At 59.7% G+C, this 17458-nt stretch carries 7 protein-coding genes; 4 read left to right on the forward strand and 3 right to left on the reverse strand.

Going from position 1 to position 17458, the window contains the following annotated elements; all coding sequences use genetic code 11:
* Nucleotides 1-102: 102 nt before the first annotated feature.
* The 3 genes from SFU85_00335 to SFU85_00345 form a co-directional block, all read right to left on the reverse strand.
* Nucleotides 103-3780, reverse strand: a complete 3678-nt coding sequence (locus tag SFU85_00335) for an autotransporter-associated beta strand repeat-containing protein (GenBank protein MDX6765216.1) — start codon at nucleotides 3778-3780, stop codon at nucleotides 103-105.
* Between the two features lie 236 nt (nucleotides 3781-4016).
* Nucleotides 4017-8447: an autotransporter-associated beta strand repeat-containing protein gene (locus SFU85_00340; GenBank protein ID MDX6765217.1), complete on the reverse strand. Its 4431-nt coding sequence runs from the start codon at nucleotides 8445-8447 to the stop codon at nucleotides 4017-4019.
* A gap of 497 nt (nucleotides 8448-8944) precedes the next feature.
* The gene (locus tag SFU85_00345) at nucleotides 8945-10774 is read right to left on the reverse strand and encodes a PEP-CTERM sorting domain-containing protein (protein MDX6765218.1); all 1830 of its coding nucleotides are present in this window, start codon (nucleotides 10772-10774) and stop codon (nucleotides 8945-8947) included.
* 103 nt (nucleotides 10775-10877) lie between these two features.
* Between SFU85_00345 and SFU85_00350 the strand changes: the two genes are divergently transcribed.
* The 4 genes from SFU85_00350 (at nucleotide 10878) to SFU85_00365 (ending at nucleotide 17358) form a co-directional block, all read left to right on the forward strand.
* The gene (locus SFU85_00350) at nucleotides 10878-11942 is read left to right on the forward strand and encodes a LacI family DNA-binding transcriptional regulator (GenBank protein ID MDX6765219.1); all 1065 of its coding nucleotides are present in this window, start codon (nucleotides 10878-10880) and stop codon (nucleotides 11940-11942) included.
* Between the two features lie 32 nt (nucleotides 11943-11974).
* Nucleotides 11975-13582: a helix-turn-helix transcriptional regulator gene (locus tag SFU85_00355; GenBank protein MDX6765220.1), complete on the forward strand. Its 1608-nt coding sequence runs from the start codon at nucleotides 11975-11977 to the stop codon at nucleotides 13580-13582.
* A 384-nt stretch (nucleotides 13583-13966) separates the two neighbouring features.
* Nucleotides 13967-15463, forward strand: coding sequence for an MFS transporter (locus tag SFU85_00360; protein ID MDX6765221.1), 1497 nt, complete (start codon nucleotides 13967-13969; stop codon nucleotides 15461-15463).
* Nucleotides 15460-17358, forward strand: coding sequence for a right-handed parallel beta-helix repeat-containing protein (locus tag SFU85_00365; protein ID MDX6765222.1), 1899 nt, complete (start codon nucleotides 15460-15462; stop codon nucleotides 17356-17358). Before SFU85_00360 ends, SFU85_00365 begins: the two co-directional genes overlap by 4 nt.
* The last annotated feature ends 100 nt before the right edge of the window (nucleotides 17359-17458 follow it).

Genomic DNA, 17458 nt, shown 5'->3' on the forward strand with positions numbered 1-17458 from the left:
TGGCAGAAAAAAATACACCCCGGTTTTGCAACCGGGGTGTATGTGATCAGCTCTTCGAAGAGCCGGACTGAACTGGCGGTATTCGCGCGGGGCGGGGGTGCTTCAGCCTTGGATGCGAGCTTTGCGACGCAAGGCAATGAGTCCAGCCAATCCGATGCCCAGGAGGAGACCGGTGGAGGGTTCCGGGACCACGTTGAACTGGCTGACGAAGCCGTCGACCGTGCCGCCCGCGAAGTTGGCCGTTGAAACCGCTACGGTGCTCAGGTTGACCGTGTAGCTGCCACTGACCAAGGCATTGTATTGGGCCAAGGTGTAGTAGGACGTCCCGTTATAGCTGTTGGCGCCCGACCCATCGCCGAGCACGAAGAAGTTGTAGGAGCCGTTTTGGATGTTGGCCAGGAAGGTCAGGTCGTTGTCGGTGAAGAAGCCCCCTTGGAAGGTCAAACCCGGGCTGAGCGAGGACACAGCCAGATAGACGTTGACGGCATTGGCGGCACCCAGATCGGCGGTGAACGGTGTAGCACCAGTCAGGCGAAGGACGTCGTTGACGCTGGCCGAGGCGTTGCTCCAGTCAGGAGCCCCGGCGGCGGTGAATTCAAAGTTGTAATCCAATCCACCGGTGGGATTTGTACCAGCCGCCGTCATGATACCGGGGCTGTTGCCCGGGTCGATCGAGCCGTTGCCGGCCAATACGAGGCTGCCCAAGTTACCCGAGCCGGCGATGGAACCGCCATTGTTGGTCAGCCCGGCTGCCAGTGCCGTGCTGCTGTTGTAACGGAAGGTTCCGCCGGCATTCACCGTGATGCCGCTGGTGCTGTTGATGGATCCCGTGCTGCTGATCAAGAGCGTGCCGCCATTGACAGAAGTCGATCCGGTGTAGCCATTGGTTCCACTCAGGGTCATGGTGCCCGTGCCATTCTTGGTCAGTGAACCACCGGTGCCATTGATCGCTCCGGAAAAGGTAGTGGAGCCATTGTTGCCACCGACAATCAGGTTCTTGGCCCCGAGGTTCGTCGTACCATTACCAGCCAGTGAGCCGATGGTCGTGGAGGGACCATTGATGGCGGAGACGTCGAAGGCGGCGTTGTTGGTCAGGGCGGTGGTGCTGGTCAGCGAGCCGGCTGAGCCGAGAGCCAGGGTGCCACCGGTGATGGAAGTGGCCCCGCCGTAGGTGCTGGTGCCATTGATGGTCAGCGTGCCGCCTCCGGATTTGGACAGGCCGGCGGTGTTCGTGTAATCAATTCCGTTGGCGAAGGTCACGTTGTTGCCGTTGGTGTCGAGGCTGACGGTCGAGTTGCTGTAGCGGATGCGCTGGGAGTAGTCGGTGGTGACGCCACTGCCGAAGCGGAGGGAACCCCCGGTGAACTGGACGAAGTTGTTGGAAGCGGCGGTGGTATTGCCGAAGGCGGCCGCGCTCTGGACCTCGACGGTACCGCCCCGGAGGATGGTGCCGCCGGTGTAGGTGTTGGTGCCGTTGAGGGTGAAGGTGCCGTTGGTGGAGGCGCTGCCGAGCGTGAGCGGGGCCGAGTAGGTGTTGCCGGTGCCGGTCGTGGTCGAACTGATGTTACCAGAGACGGTGAAGTTGTTGCCGCCGATGACATCGAGCGCGCCCCCGGCGAGGCCGATGGTGATGTTGCGGTGGTTGGCCCCGGCGCTGTTGAGGGCAAAGGAACCGCCGGTGGTGTCTGCTTCGAGGGTGCCGCCGTTGAGGGTGACGGCGACGCCGGTGGTCGAGTTGCTACCAAGCGAGCCGTTGCTGTTGATCGAGAGGGTGCCCCCGGCGATGAGGGTGGCGGTGCCGGAGGTGCTGCCGTTGGTGCCCCGCAACACGAGGCGGCCGGTGCCGTATTTCTCAATGTTGCTGCCGAGAAGGTTGGTGGCCGTGCCGTTGATGGTGAGCGTGCCGCTGCCCCAGGTTTGGAAGATCAGCGGGCCGCTGGCCGAGCGGATGTTGCTGGCATTGACCTGAATGGTGTAGTCGTCGGCACCCGTGAAGAGGAGACCGCCGGAACCTGAGACGGTTCCGTTGCCCAGTATCATACCCGTACCGCCATTGATGATCATGGTCTGGCCAACGCCGTTCGTACGGATACGCAGGGAGCCGAGGGTGGTGGAAGATGTGGTCAGGTTGCCGGTGTGGCTGTACATGGTGCTGTTGCCCCCGCCCGAAGTCACAGTGGCCGTGTAATCGCCATCGGCCAAGCCGACGATGTTGGTGGAGCCGTCATTTTTCGCCCAAGTGGTGCCGCCGACGGTGGCGCGGGCGGCGCCGGTGCCGAGGCGTCCATTGGTGTTGCCCGTGTTGGTGGTGGCGATGTTGTCGGCGCCAACGTTGAGCGAACCACCGGTGAAGGTGATGGTCCCGAGGGCGATGGTGGAGTTGCCGCTGGAACGCGTGACTTGGCTGCCTCCGGTGTTGACGGTGGTGTTGAGGACCGCCTCGGTATGGTTGCCCCCACTGAGGTCGAGGGTACCGCCAAGCAGGGAGAGAGTGGCGTCGTCAGCCAGCTTGCTGTTGTTGTTGCTGGTGCCGTAGTCGAGGACGAGGCGGCCTCCTGAGACGCTGGTGGTGGCAGTGGAGCCGCTGAAGGTGTTGGCGCCGCGCAGGGTCCATGTGCCGGACCCAGCCTTGTTGAGGCTCATGGTGCTGTTGGTGCCCCCCGCCATCGTTCCGGTGATCTCGCTGCCGGTGGAGGAACCGCCGAGCACGAGCGTCTGGGTGCGGAAGGTGGCATCCCCGGCGAGGGTGGAAACGCCATTCATCGAAAGGCTGGCGGAGCCGAGGGGGTTGAGGACCGCGCTCTGAGCGCCGTTGTTGACCCCGAAGGTGGTGGCGCCGGTCACCGAGACCTTGGCGGGACCGCCCGTGGTCGAGACCACGAGCTGAGCCTTCTGGTTGAGAAGAGCAGAAGAAAACTGCTGGTCGAAACCGTCGAGGCTCAGGTCGAGAGTCGGACTGGCGGAGTTACCATTCAGACTGAGCACTGGAGCGATGCCAGAGTAGGTCATCGAACCGCCGGCGGCATACCGCAGCCGTCCCATAAAGCTGAAGTTGCTGAAGTTGATGGTTGAAACACTCTGGAGGGCGGCGGCGTTGCCGAGGATGAGGCTGACAGCGGTGCTGCTGCTGCCACCATAGCTGATGTTGCCGCTCAAGGTGTTGGCAGCATTGAAATAGGTCAGGCCGGTGTTGTTGAGGTTGAGACCGGTGATGGCAGGGCCGGTGTTGTTGTTCAACCCGCCGTTGAAATAGGTGTTGCCCGAACCTGCGAGGGTGAGGGACTTGGAGGCGTTGCCGGAGTTGGCCGAGACCGCGCTGTTGAAGACGAGGTTGCCGTTGTTGGTGATGGTGGTGGGGTTGGCACTGAATTCCACCTTCGCGCCGGAGCCGACAGCGCCGAAGGTCACGATCCCGGCACCCGCAGTGATGGTGATGTTGGAACCAGAGCCGGCGAGCGAAATGACCTGATCGGCCGGGCTGGTGCTGTTTCCCCCGAGGAGGGTGGTCGCCCCGGTGCCGCTGAAGGTGAAGCCAAGGAGAGAACGGTTGCCCCCGAGGAAGACGCTGGCGTCGTTGGCGTTGGTGAAGGTGGCGCTATCGCCGGAGCCAGGGACCGGAGTGGCACTCCAGTTCACCGTGTCGGTCCAGAGACCCGAACCACCGCTCCACGTGGCATTGGCCGCGTGCGATTGGTTGCTCCAGAGTGTGGCGAGACCGGCCAAAAGGAGGGCCGAAGGCTGGAGGTAAGAATTGAGGCGGGCGATGGAACGCTTTAACATAGTTTTATCCGGTAGGTGGTCGTAAATTTGTAGCCTGAGTAACAATCGAATGCAATACCAGTCCTTAGTTTGCAACAAATTACGTGCAATTTAATGGTATTAATGGCATGTCTCTTCGCCATCGCGAGGTCATTGAGGTGAGTTCCACCTCCTCCCCCAATCTTTGACGTGAAGTGCTGAAGTTGGTGCGGTGGCATTGCCGCCATCGAACCTGTTGGCCATTTCGAAATCCGACCTCAAAGAGGACGCGCCGAGCGGCGGCGTAGGACCATGAGTGCCGCAAGACCGATACCGAGAAGGGCGTAGGTGGAGGGCTCGGGAATGGCGGTGTAGCTCAGCACGAGATCATTTCCGCTTTGTGCCACGGCCCATGTGCCGCTTTCCAGATTGGTGAAGCCAGCGGTGTCGATGGTCCAGAAGGAACTGTTGAAACCGGTGATACCGCCGGTGGTGCTCAGGATGGTCCAGCTCTGGTTGACTTCCGAGAAGTTCGGGGCCAATCCGGCCAGGTTGCCCGCGGTCAGCGAAAGCACATTGAGTTCATAAACACCCGTCGAGGCCCCGGTCAGGGTCAGGCTGCCGTTGATGGCGACCCGGTCGTAGTCCGTTCCGGCAGTCGTGCCAATGAAGTTGTTGGTTTCCCAATCGTAGGTGTAGGAGGACCAGTTCTGGCCGGCTCCCAAATTCAATGTTCCCGGGCTGTTGCCAGGGGAAAGCACGTCGCTGAGGCTGTTGAGGGCCAGATCGCTGTTGATCGTGCCCGTGCCGGCGATGGTGCCCCCATTGAGCGTGACGGGGGCCGTGACCGCGATGGACGAGTTGTTGCGGAAGGTGCCACCGGCATTGATGACCACTCCCGAGGTGCCACTCAGGTTGCCGGTGGAGGCCAAGAGGAGCGTGCCACCGTTGACCGTGGTGGCGCCGGTGTGGTTGATGTTTCCCGACAGAGAGAGGGTTCCGTTGCCCGTTTTGCTGAGCGCACGTCCCGTGCCGCTGATGCCCCCGTTGACCGCCAGGGTGTTGGCGGCATTGGCCACATTCACGTTGAGGTTGCTGTTGAGGGTCAGGGGCACGGCGATGGTGTTGGTGTTGCCCGAGGCACTGGTGTCGCTGAGGGTGGCCGCGGCGTTGTTGCCGGTGTTGTCCAAAATCAGGGCCCCACTGCCGCCGTTGGCAATGGTGTAGTTGTGACCGGCCACGGCGCTGGCAAACTGGACGCCCTGGATGTTGCGCGTGGCACTCAAGTTGACGGTGTTGGCCCCGACGCCCGTGCCCGCCCCATCGGCAAATTGCGCGATGGCCCCAGAGGCCTGTGTGGAGGGGCTGGCGGTGGAACCCGCATCGAAGACCGTCCAAGATCCCGCAGAGGCCGCATCCCAACTGCTGTCACTGGCTGCGTTGTAGGTGTTGGTGGATTCGTAACCGCCCACAGAGGCGCGGTAGGAACCGACATTCGTCAATCCACCCACGTTGGCGGTGGACCCGGTGTTGTTGACGGCGACCAGCATCGAAGATAGACCATCGGCCAAGACCACGCGGGTATTTCCACCAGAAGCCACCTGGCCATTGGTGAATGAGCCCGTGACGCCACTGGCACTGCCGGTCACGATGTTGTAAAGCGTGGTCGTATCGGAGGGAGGAGTGTAACCATTGTTCAAGGTCAGGGCCAGACGTCCACCCAGAGTGGTGGCTCCGGAGACCGAGACGTTGTCATATCTATTGGTGGAGGTTTCATGGTAGGAACTGGCGGCGGTGGTTCCACCGATGCCCAAGGCCAGGGTGCCGCTGTTGATCTGGTAGCCACCGGTGATGGCGGTGCGTCCGGAGTAGAGGGTGCCCTGGTAAGTATCCCCGGGGGCCATGACCGTGGTCGCTCCGTCCTGCACCAGCGTATTGTTGCTGCCGCTGCTGAGGAGATTCCCCCCCAAGTAGGAGCCGGCCGTGAGCGTGCCACCGGTCCAATTGAAATTGGAAGTGCCGTTGGTGGTGGTGTTGTTGCCCGCTCCGGAGACGGCCCCGAAGACGCGCAGCGTGCCACCTGAGAGGTTGTAGGAGGAAGTATGACCCTGGATCACGGTGCTGTTCCCGGCCCCGATGGCCAATCCGGAGTTGATGTTGTTCGCGGCCACCAGATTGTTATCGGGTGCTCCGATGTTCACCTGCCCGCCTGTCTGGTTGAACGTGGCGTTACCAGTTGATGAGGCGGTGCCTCCCCCCAGCGCGAGTGCCGACAAACTGCCGCTGTTGGTGTTGGGGGTGGCGATGAAGGTGCCCCCATTGACATTGATGACGAAGTTGTTGACCCCGTTGTTTTCCATGTTCATGGAGGTGCCGTTGATCTTGAAGCTGCCGGAATTGAGGGTCAGATTGCCGCCCCCGCTGCCGAAGTAACGACCACCGGCCAGCGTAACATCGGCACCGTTGATGATTTGATTGCCGACGACATTGGCGGCGTTGCTGGTGGCATTGAAAAAGAACTTCCCGCTGTTGTAGTTGACGGTCGAGGTGCCATTGAAACCCGTCCAAGCCGAGTTGAAGTTGTAGATACCAGCGCCCGAGAGGTTGAGCGTACCGCCGGCTGAGGCACTGAGGGTGGCGAAGTTGTTGACCCCGGAGGCCAGGTTGACGGTGGCGTTGCCCGTGCTGTCAAGGGTGATGGATCCCATCCCGCTGGCGCTACCCACCGTGGCACCGAGGGTGAACGTGTCGTTGCGATTGAGAGAAAGACGGCCGTTCTGCAGATTGAGGGTTCCGAGGACGTTGCCCGTGGCATCGTTGTTACCAACGCGGAGGACGTTGCTGAGACCACCGGAGCCGCCATTGACGAGGACCGTGGCGCCGGAGCTTCCGATGCTGGCTCCCGAGGCACCGCCGACGAGAACAACGTGCGTGCCCGTGCTGGCATTGGTGCCGCCACCGATGGTGGTGTTGCCCGTGTAGCTGTTGGCACCGGTGAGGTAAAGGGTATTGCTGTTGGTTCCGCTGTTGAGCAGGACCAAGCCGGTGACTCCCCCATTGTCGACAATGTTCGAGGCGATCGTGCTGTGTCCAAGTTGATTGCGGTTGTTGTTGTTGACGATGATGAGATCGCCCCCGCCGGAGGGGCCGGTCAGATTGCCGCCGCTGATCTGGGAGTTGTTGGCGCCGACAGTCGACGTGAAGAGAATCCCGTCATTGACGGCCAACGTGCCGGTGATGGTGACATTCTGGTTCGAGGCATTGGCAAAACGGAGCGAATTGATGGTGGCATTGCCAACCGTGCCGGTGACCGCAGCGCCGGTGGTGTAGTTGGCCGTGGGACTGGTCCAGAGGGTTGAATTGTTTTGCGTGGTGTAAGTGGTGGCAACCAAATTGGAGCCGTTGTTGGTGGCGAAATCGTTGCCGATGACCACACCCTTGACCAATCCACCCGCATCGTTGGCGGTGCCGGTGGCCTTGTAGGAAAAGCCACCCACCGTGGTGATGGAAAGAAGTGCTCCGGGGTCACGTGTGATGGAGGCGAAGTCGATGGTGTTTGTTCCCGATCCTGCAGCGGCCCGGAATTCGGAAACCCCCGGTTTGAGCGTGGTGCTGGCAAAGGTTTGGGAACTCGTGAGGCTGGAGTTGCCACGGAAATAAAGCGAACCGCCGCCGAGTATGAGATCGGAGGAAGAATCGATGAGGTTGGTGAAGTTCCCAGTATGCAGGCTACCATCGACAAAGAGCAGGCCGGCGTTGATCGTGGTGTCGCCTTTGTAGGTTTGCTTTTGACCTGCGGCAAATGCCATGGTGAGTTGGCCCAGACCGGTTTTGGTCAGACCCGCGGTATTGCTGCCCCCAGAGTTACCAAGAACAGTGCTCCAGGTTTGGCTGTTGCCCGCCGTGTCCACTGTGAACGTGGCCCCATCATTGATGGTGATGCGGGAGGACGGATCGGACAAACCCGCAGCCGTCACGAGCGTGGCGTTACCACCGATGGTGATGACTCCCGCGGTGCCAAGAGCGGTGGCGTTGTTGACCACGAGCGTACCGGCATTGAGGGTGGTGCCTCCCGTGTAGGTGTTGGCATTGTTCAAAACCCATGTGCCCGAACCATTCTTGACCACTGAAAGGGTGGAGACCGTGGCGTTTTGAGATATGACACCGGTCAGAATATTCCCATACTGGGCGCGGAAGCCACTGTTGGTCCCGTCCAAGTTGAGCGTGACCGCCCCGGTGTTATCGCGGGTGTTGAGACGGTTGACGATGATTCCAGAACCGAAGACCCCGCTGGAATTAAGTGTGACGGTACCGTTGAGGGATAGCGCCTGGTCCCCGCCGCCGGTGCCGATGCCAAAGCTGGCAATCCCCCGGTAGGTGGAATCCAGTTCGATGGAAGACCCGTTGTTCAAGATAACCCCCAACGCGCCGGGTTGAATGGCATAGCTATTAGTCACATTTGTGGTGCTGCTGAAAAGGAATCCACCGGATGGCGTGCCCGTGGTCACCGAAACGAACTGGTCACCCGTCGTGTTGAACACCGCCACATCAGCCCCTCCGGGAGCCACCCCACCGACCCAGTTGGAACCGGTGGTGAAAGCGTTGTTGGTGTAATTGCCTGACGAAAAGGTGATGTTGGCCGCATGCCCCATCGCACAGATCCACGAAAAAGAAGCAAAGGCGGCGAATAACTTGATGGTGTTTTTCATGATTAGACCCCAGTTTTGTAATCGCAGTAAGTACAATCAACGCATTTACTGCCTAGGAGATAGCTTAGTTCTGTATCCATTTCTTTAGCAATCTATTTTTAGTATTAAAATGCAATATTTTGGCACGCCAGAATCATTCGCAGCATTGTTGGAGGATTGCTGAAAGTTTGAGCGCGATACGGAATCCGCACAAAAACCCACTTGGCACTGCATCCATGCTTTATCCACGAGCCACTTGAATGAAGCGCAGGGAGTGCGTGTCAACCACATCAACGCAGTTAACTAGCAAATGCGCGAAGAGATTGAAGCAGAAACTCTTGGCATTGAGGGCTTTAAGTGATAACCCAACTCCGATTGGTGAACGAAGTTATCGCTTAGTCCAAGTTGAATGGATTAAGCGATATAGATGACAAAGGCGCTCGGCTTGTCTCGCCTAGGCCCGGAGACGGCGGAAGATCGCGTTCCGCCTTGGATGCCTTTGGTGGAGCGGGGAAACCCTAGGAGCGATGCTTGCGGCGCAAGGCGATCAGGCCTGCCAGACCAAGGCCCAGAAGGGCGAAGGTGGAGGGTTCGGGGATGGCGGTGTAATTGATGTAAAGCTTGTCCAGATTCCCGATACCACCCTGGGTGACCGAAAAGGTTCCGGTGGTGGAGTTCAAGAAACTGTCGGAAAAGACAAACTTGTCCGCACTGAAGCCGGTGATATCCGCCGCCGCATCGACAAAGAGCCATTGGTAGGAGTTTGTATCGACAAAGTTCTGGGCCAAACCAGCGGCCTGGAGCGCATCCAAACTGACGATTTCGATGGTGAACTGGCCGGTGCCCGCAGTGATGTTGAGGCTGGCGGCGTTGAGCAAGTCCCAACCCGCGGTGGTCGAGCCGGCGGCACCGGTGGCATCATTGACTTCAAACTGGAAAGTACCCGCATTGGCCCAGGTGACGGCCCCCGTGGTCATGTTGCCCGTGCTGTTGCCGGGGGCGAGGGATTGGTTGGCACCGATGGAGAGGGCGACACCGGCCAGGTTGGATCCGGCGACGGTACCGGAGTTGAAAGTCAGGGTGCCGGTGAAGTTGGATGCCGAGTTGTAGGCAAAACGGCCGCCCGAGACGGTGACATTGCGTGAAAGCGCGGTCGAGCTGTCGTAACGGAAGGTCCCGCTCGTGTTGACGGTGATGTTGGAGGTGCTGTTGATGGAACCGGTGCCACTGACCAAGAGGGTCCCACCGTTGACGTTGGTCATGCCCCCGTAGGTGCCCGTCGTGTCCGAGGTGTTGCTGTTGCTACCGGAAATGATCAGCGTACCGATACCGTTCTTGTTCAGCGTCGTGCGCTGTCCAGCATTCGTATTGTCTTTGAGTTGCTCGTTGCCGGAAAGGGTGATGTTCCCGGAACCTCCAAAGCTGTAGGCCGAGTCTGCAGTTCCGGTGCCTTGGTTGTTCAGAATGTTGCCTGTGAGCGTGAGTGTGGAATCCGCGTTCGTGTTGCGGATTTCCGAGCCGGTGGTGCGCCGGTCGAAATTGAATGTGCGATTGGAGGTGGCATTTCCACCTGAGTATTCGAAAAATCCGTTGTCACCCACGGTCCCCCCACCCATGGTGATGGCCGTGTTGGTGCCGCCGTCGCCGAAACTGCTGGCGTCTCCGAAATTGCCCAGGGACGAACCGATGGCGCGACCCTTGATGATTTGGAAGTTGTCCGTCTGACTGGCGTTGCCGAGGTTCACGACAGTGGTAGCCGAGTTGATGACCACTTGGGCCGTATTCAGATTGACGTTGTTGGTCAGATCCACCGTACCGGCCCGGGTGATATCAAGCCGACCGGCGCCGGTGATGTTCAGGAAGAATCCATTGTCCGTGATGGACGGGGCGTTCAAAACGAGGTTGCCCGTCCCAGTTCCGCTTGAGGCATTAATCGTCCAAGTTTGGTTGGCTCCCAGAGCAAACGTATTGCTGAACGTCAATGCGGAGGTGTTGGCCGCCTTGGTCACGCCACCGGCACCAATCGTGATCACCCCATTGCCTCCGGAGATGTTGAACGCCCGGGCTGCCCCGCTTACGGGAGCAGCATTCATGGTGATTCCCAAGACGGATATGTCCGCAGCTACTCCCGCGGTGATGCTGGTTGCGGTCAGGGTATTGTCAATGATGATCGTGTCACTGGCCGTAGGTGCCACGCCACCCACATAACTTGCACCAAAATTCAGAGAAGTGGTGTTGTTTCCCTTTGTGACAGTTTGCGCAGAGACCGTCTCCAGCATCGCGTAGGCGAAAAAAAGCAACAAGCACGGCATCACAAGACGGGCTGAGAAAAGAATGGCGGTCTTCATGTTAGAAATTTATGCGACATGCCCAATGGGGGCAATTATTTTTTACGTAATGTATTGTAATATTTCGTAATTTAATATATGCTCGATCTCTACAGGACATTCCATGCCCCGCACCGCCTCCCCACGTCCCAACCTTTCCATGATGGCCCGCAGGCTGGGGGTCTCCGTGCCCACAGTCTGGCGGGCCATGCGCAACGCTCCAGGCATTCACCCCGAAACACGTGCCCGGGCCCTTCAACTCGCGGCGGAACTGGGCTACGAAAGTCCCGCCCGGGCCGACGGGGTGGCATTGAAAAGCCGGGACCACTTGGTTCTGGCCCTGACCCATTTGATGTCCTCCAACCCGGCACAGGATTTTATCACCGGGATGAACCGGGCCTCCTTGAGCTACAACCTCAACATCCTCACCCACCAAGTGGAGGCGGGCGCGTGCAGCCAATTGCTTGATCCGTCCTTCCAACCCAAAGCCATGCGCTCGGGTCTGGTGGACGGTTTGGTGTTGATCCACCGCTGGCCTGCCGAAGTGGCCCGGCACCTCGCGGAAAAATGGCCCGCCGTATCCATCGTGCATCACTACCCCGGCGTTCCAATGGAACATGTGGGCATCGACGACCGCCAAGGCATGCTGGCCCTGGTCGAACACCTGCACGCCGGAGGGCATCGTCAGATCGGTTTTTTTGGCTTCTGCCGTGAGATGAGCTGGGCCTGCAGTCGCCTCTCCGCTTGGTTTGAAGCCCTGGTCCTGTGCGACCTGCCCTACGAACCCCGCGATGTGATCCCAGTGGAGATCGACCTGGCCCTGGCCATGAACGAATTCCGGGTAGGCGAATGGGAAAAAAAAGTCCTGGAGCGGGTCCGCAAAGGAACCAATGCCTGGGTCTGCAGCAGCAGTGGCACGGCCAACACGCTCTGTCGCTTTCTGCTCGAAAAGGGATTCCACCTCCCTGCGGATGTGGCCGTTGCCGGATACCACCGTGGGAAGTTCAACATCTGGCCGGACCTACCGGATATCACCACCACGGAAGTATCGGATATCGACCTGGGGGCCACGGCCATCCGCCGACTGACCAACCGCATCATGCATGGCAACGAACCGACGCGTTCCATCCTCCTCCCCGCCGCCCTTCACTTGGGGCAGACGACACGGACGACCTCCAAAAAAGCGTGAAACCCCTGCTTCCCATTATTCAAGTAACCCAAGTGCTCTCAGCCAGACGGGGGGTGGTTTCGTCGCGCGAAGTCTGGGAAACCGACGGTGTTCCAGAGGATCTGCATTTCAGCCTCCTGATCGACACAGGGGCGGGATTGAAGTTTTCCCACGCCGGCCAAACTCTGCGCGCAGCACGCGAAGGCTTATTCATGGTGCGCGACCATGGGGTGAAGGTGGTGTGCGAACCGGTAGGGCCACCCTTCCCCCGCTTTCTCACTGTGAGCGTCCGGTGTCAACCACCCAGGGCCGCCACATCGCTGGCCGGCGGGGGAATGCTTGAACTCGATGCGCCCGGGCGCCAGCGGGTTCAGGCTCTCATGGAGTGGATACTGGACCTGATGCGAATCCGCAACCCCACGGACGCCAAAATGGCCCGGCGTGTGGCGGGACTGTTGCTGGACTTTCTCCTTTGCGGGGAGGCCTCGGCCGGTCTCCTGGGCCGTCCGTCCCCTCCACCGCTGCCACCAGTCATCACGCGGGCACTGATGTTGATGCATGCGCACGTGGACCGAACGGGGGGAAGGTCAAACAATCTGCAACATCTGGCCCAGCGCGCCGGGGTCAGTCCCCGGACCCTGAGGCGAATCTTCCTGCAAACACTTGGCCTGAGACCCCGGGATTGCCTAGGCCGAATCCGGGTGCGGCAGGCAGCCCAGATGATCCGCGATTCCGCCCGCAGCCTGGCAGATATCGCTGCCACCACGGGATTTTCCGACCAGGGGCATTTGGCCCGACATTTCCGCAGCGCCTACGGCATGTCCCCTGCCGCCTTCCGTGCCAACCCCGCCATTGCCATCGACCGCATGCCCATCCCCGGCCTGACCGCTTTAGAGCCCAACACATTTGTACAATTTGGCATCCGGGATGTTGACCTGTCCGGCAGCACAACGGCGGCGGAGATGGAAAAGGGCCTCATGCAACTGCTTAAAAAGCAACAGGGTCCGCGCGTCACAGGCCAGTGGACTCCGCTGGAGCCGGGCCGCGCCCGCCGCGCCTGTCTGCGCACGCCCAACCGATGCTGGTTGAAGAGCGGCCTGCTGTGGGAAAACTTGCGCAGCGGCCGCCTAGATTTTTTCGGCGTCCCGTTCTGGCTCCCGGAAGAGACTCCCGAGCGTCCCTCTGCCGTGGTGTTTCCCAGCAATTCCGCTCCGGATGAAGTCTCCGTGGACGGGGTCGACATCGACCTCAAAGGAAAAAAATACACCCGCCTGGCCCTGCTCCATGCCTGCGCCTATGCCGGCCTGGGCAGCGGCCCCGTGGCACGGATCGGACTACACCCAGCCAACGGCGGCAGGGTCTCGTTCGCGATTCATCTGGCTTCCGAAGGAACCCAGGCATCCCCCACCAGAAGCCGGCCCGAGGATCCCCTTCTCTCCGATTGGTGGCCCCTGTATCTTGGGCAGGCCAATGCCTCCTCCAAACCTGTCTTGATCGTGAATCCGGATTCTCCCCTTTTCAACATCCGCCGGGCCTTTCTTTGGGAATGGCAAAATCCACAGCCGAATGTGCCCCTCAAGAAAATGACCCTGCGCCCCTGCGGGATCTCTGGAGCCTGTTACGTCCTGTTGGCCCTTTCCGGACAAGTCGCCACTGTGTGAAATAAGGGCCTATCCAAATAGAATCTAAGCCGGAACGCGGCAGTTGATTTCGCGCAGTATCGCCGAGAAGAAAAGAAACGGATAGGTGACGAAAAGGGATACACCGAACGGTGATCGGCCTCTTCTGCTATGCCCACGCATTTTTCCTCTGAGTTCTCTGTGTCCTGCACCCCGCTGAATAGCGGGGCTGTCGTTGATCTGCATTTTTACGGCTAAAGCTTATCCGGAAAAAGCCTGTTGCACTGGCGCCATGGCCGTTTTGTCTGCATATTCGTCCGTTTTATCCCTTTCTTATTCCGGCAGGCCTCGCAAAGATAAATTGGCATAGCAGTTCAATAATGGCTTCGTGAACGATCTCCCAACCCGCCTCCACACCCTCTGAACATGAAAGATCCCGTCCGGGTTACGCCTCTCGTTTCGAGTTCCCCCGCCATTACCCCGGAGTCCCCTGCTGCAGGCCCGGTCCTGAAAACTCCTGAACATTCCTCCGTTTCCAAACCCCTCACCTTGGGCGAAAAAATCGGGTACGGCTCTGGGGGCATCGCCTTTGTTCTGGCCTATTCGTTGCTGTCCCAGCTGGCCTTTCCGATCTTCAACATCTCTCTGGGTATGAACGCCACGTTGGTGGGTGTGGCCCTTGCCGTGGGTCGGTTCTGGGACGCCATCACCGACCCAGTAATGGGATGGTTCAGCGACAACGCACGGACGCCATGGGGACGACGCTGTCCATTTATCCTGCTGGGCGGATTGCTCTGCGCCCTCACCTTTCCGCTCTTCTGGTTTATCTCGCGCGGATGGCCGGAATGGGGCCAGTTCGCGTGGCTCACCGGCTGCATCATCCTATACTACACATCCACCACGGTTTTCTGTGTGCCCTACCTTTCCCTGGGCTACGAATTGAATCCCGACCCGATCGAACGCACCCGTCTGCAGGCTTGGAGCACTTATTTCATTGCAGCGGTCTCGCTGGGCATGCCCTGGATTTATCGCGGTGCTCAATCGGAGGTTTTTCCCGACACCCTCACAGGGATGCGCTGGCTGGGAGTGCTCTGCGGGGTCGTGTTTTTCGCCTCCGCGCTTCCGGTCTTCCTGGGATGCCGCGAGCCACGCGATGCCTCCGCGCTCCAAGGCGAGAAATCCTCTTTCTGGAACGGGTTTGTGCTAACGCTGTCAAACCGGCCATTCGTTCTGCTGGTTCTTGGAGTCGTGACCACCATGCTGGCCGTGCCAACCTTGATCGGCTCGCTCGCCGTTTACATCAATACTTACTATATTTTCAATGGCGACACCAAGACCGGCGCTGCCTACGCGGCCGCGTTTACGACGCTTTATTACATCGTGAAATTCACCATCCTTCCCTTTTCAGTCAAACTGGTGGCGCGCTTCGGCAAGATACGGGTCATGCAAGGCGCCCTGTGGGTGGGCATTTTCGGCTCGATCAGCCAGTATTTTCTTTATACACCGGCCGCTCCTTGGTTGCAGTTTGTGACGGCGCTCTTCCTCTCCCCGGCCCTCACCTGCTTCTGGTTGCTCGTGAACCCGATGAAAGCCGACTGCACCGACTACGACGAATGGAAAACCGGGCAACGCCGCTCGGGCAGCTACGCGGCCGTGGCCAACTGGATGGAAAAGATGGCCATGAGCGTATTTCTGGTTTTTTCCGGGATGTTGCTCGACTGGAGCGGCTTTGATCCCGCATTGGGGGCGGCGCAGGCCGAACAAACCACGTGGATCTGGCGCATGGCCTTCGCAGGGGTGCCCGCAACCGGTTACGCCATCGCGTTGGTTTGTCTGCATTTTTATCCGCTGACCGATGAAAAAATGAGCGCCATCCGCGCCGATTTGGAAGCCCGCAACATCCTGCAGGAACAAGCACCTTGATCCCACGACACTTCCCCTTGGCTCTCATCTTCCTGCCTGCGCTAGCACTGGCCAGCAATCCCGTCGAATTCTTTGTGGCTCCTGAGGGCGGCAAAGACGGTGACGGGACCCGCCAACGGCCCTTCACCCGGTTGGAGACCGCGCGGGACGCCGCACGGGCCGCAAACCAAGCGGGCAAGGGACCAGTGACCGTCCATTTCCTCGGCGGCACCTACCGGCTCCGGGAGACCCTCCATCTGGATGCCGGGGATTCCGGACGGGGCGGAGCACCCACCGTCTATCGTGCGGCGAAAGGGGTGCTTCCGGTGCTCAGCGGAGGGGAAGTGGTGACCGGCTGGCGTGTCACCGAAGCCAGCGCCGGCCTTTATGAAGCCACGGTCGGCCCTGCCCTTTTCCGCCAGGTCTACTTGGATGGCAAGCTTCTGACGCGGGCGCGCCACCCAAACGGAGGCTGGCACGGTCCCTTCTGGCGAATGACGGGAGCGGATATCAAGGGCCGACGATTGCACATCCAGCGCGACCTTTGGGACGAAGTGAAGGCCCTGGCGGGAAAGTCTGTGCTGGAGGTGGTCTGGAACGGCCATTGGACCCATTACCGCGGGAAAGTCGGGGCAGTGGAAAAGGCGGACGGGCACACGGCCATCGGAATCGATTCTCCCGACGAGGCCTCGTTTTTCGTGAAGCCGCTGGATTACTTCAAGAACGTCCCCTTCTATTTCGAGGGAGCCGCCACGTTCGTCGATGAAGTGGGAGAGTGGCATCACGACCCCGCAAGCGGAATCTTGCGCGTCCGCTTCGGTTCCGGGGTCGACCCTTCCTCGCATGTCGTCGAAGTGCCCCGCTTGGATGTGTTACTCACCGTCGAAGGAACGCCGGACCAACCCGTGCGGCATCTGGAAATTCAAGGCCTTGGTTTTGAGACAAGCAATTGGACGCGTCCCAGCACCCGCTCGTTTCCTTCCACCCAGTTGGCCCAACCCTACGGCGGACCCCGTGACTACGAGGGCAGGGACTACCCCACCGGCATGATCCGCGTGCGCCATGCGGACGGTTTCGCAGTGAGAAAATGCCGCATCCGCAACGCTGGAGCGACCGGAATCCAATTCTGGCAGAATGTTTCCAACTCGGACATCGAGGGAAACGAAATCGGCCCGGTGATGGCCAATGGAATCGAAATCGATCCCGAGTCGCGCCCTTTGCGCTTCATGGAAGCCGAGGGCCCCGGCGATCACGAACGCCTGATCCGTGAACGCTGCACCAACAACGCCATTTGGAACAACCGCATCCGTGAATGCGGCCGCCAATACGTCAACGGTGGCGCCATCCTGGCCCACTTCGTCAGCAAACTGTTGGTCGACCACAACGAGATTTCCGACCTGCCTTATACGGCCATCCAAATCGGCAACCAACCCGGTGGCTACAAGGACTGGGGCTGCCATGAAAACCGGGTCCGAGGCAACCGCATCCAACGGGTCATGCAGTTGCTGGATGATGGCGGGGCCATTTATACCCTCGGTGGCCAGCAGCACGGAACAGTCATAGAAGAAAATTATATCTCCGATCTGGTGCGCAACCCCTGGACGGGCAATGTCTGGCTCGCGGGCATCTACTTGGACAACTTCACCCAATTCGTGACTGTGCGGCGCAATGTCATAGTCAATGCCCCCACTTTCTACGCGTCAATCAATGGCGCCAAAGACAATACCTTCATCGAAAATGAAGGCCTGACCATCCAAGACCAACAGAAGGACGGCTTACGCCCGGGGACACAGCGCGTGATCGGCTTTCGTCCCATGAAGGAAATCGAAGCGGTCAAAGATCAATCAGGGCCGCGACCCGGCTATGATCCCCGTGCGCCACGCAGCGGCGATTCCGGTAAAAAATCAATTCTTTGACAACCTTACCGCATCCCGTTCTATGTATACACACAAGCATCGGTTTCATCGCGAAGTGATCCCGGCACTGGCCGTTTCGCTGGTCTTGTGTACTTCCGGA

This window comes from Candidatus Methylacidiphilales bacterium (genome assembly GCA_033875315.1).
GTDB lineage: Bacteria > Verrucomicrobiota > Verrucomicrobiia > Methylacidiphilales > CAZTYG01 > JANRJG01.

What these genes read in the sequence shown, in the direction of transcription:
- SFU85_00360 (MDX6765221.1), top strand. Translation starts at nt 13,967, where the DNA reads ATGAAAGATCCCGTCCGGGTTACGCCTCTCGTTTCGAGTTCCCCCGCC.
- SFU85_00340 (MDX6765217.1), bottom strand. Translation starts at nt 8,447, where the DNA reads ATGAAAAACACCATCAAGTTATTCGCCGCCTTTGCTTCTTTTTCGTGG.
- SFU85_00335 (MDX6765216.1), bottom strand. Translation starts at nt 3,780, where the DNA reads ATGTTAAAGCGTTCCATCGCCCGCCTCAATTCTTACCTCCAGCCTTCG.
- SFU85_00350 (MDX6765219.1), top strand. Translation starts at nt 10,878, where the DNA reads ATGCCCCGCACCGCCTCCCCACGTCCCAACCTTTCCATGATGGCCCGC.
- SFU85_00345 (MDX6765218.1), bottom strand. Translation starts at nt 10,774, where the DNA reads ATGAAGACCGCCATTCTTTTCTCAGCCCGTCTTGTGATGCCGTGCTTG.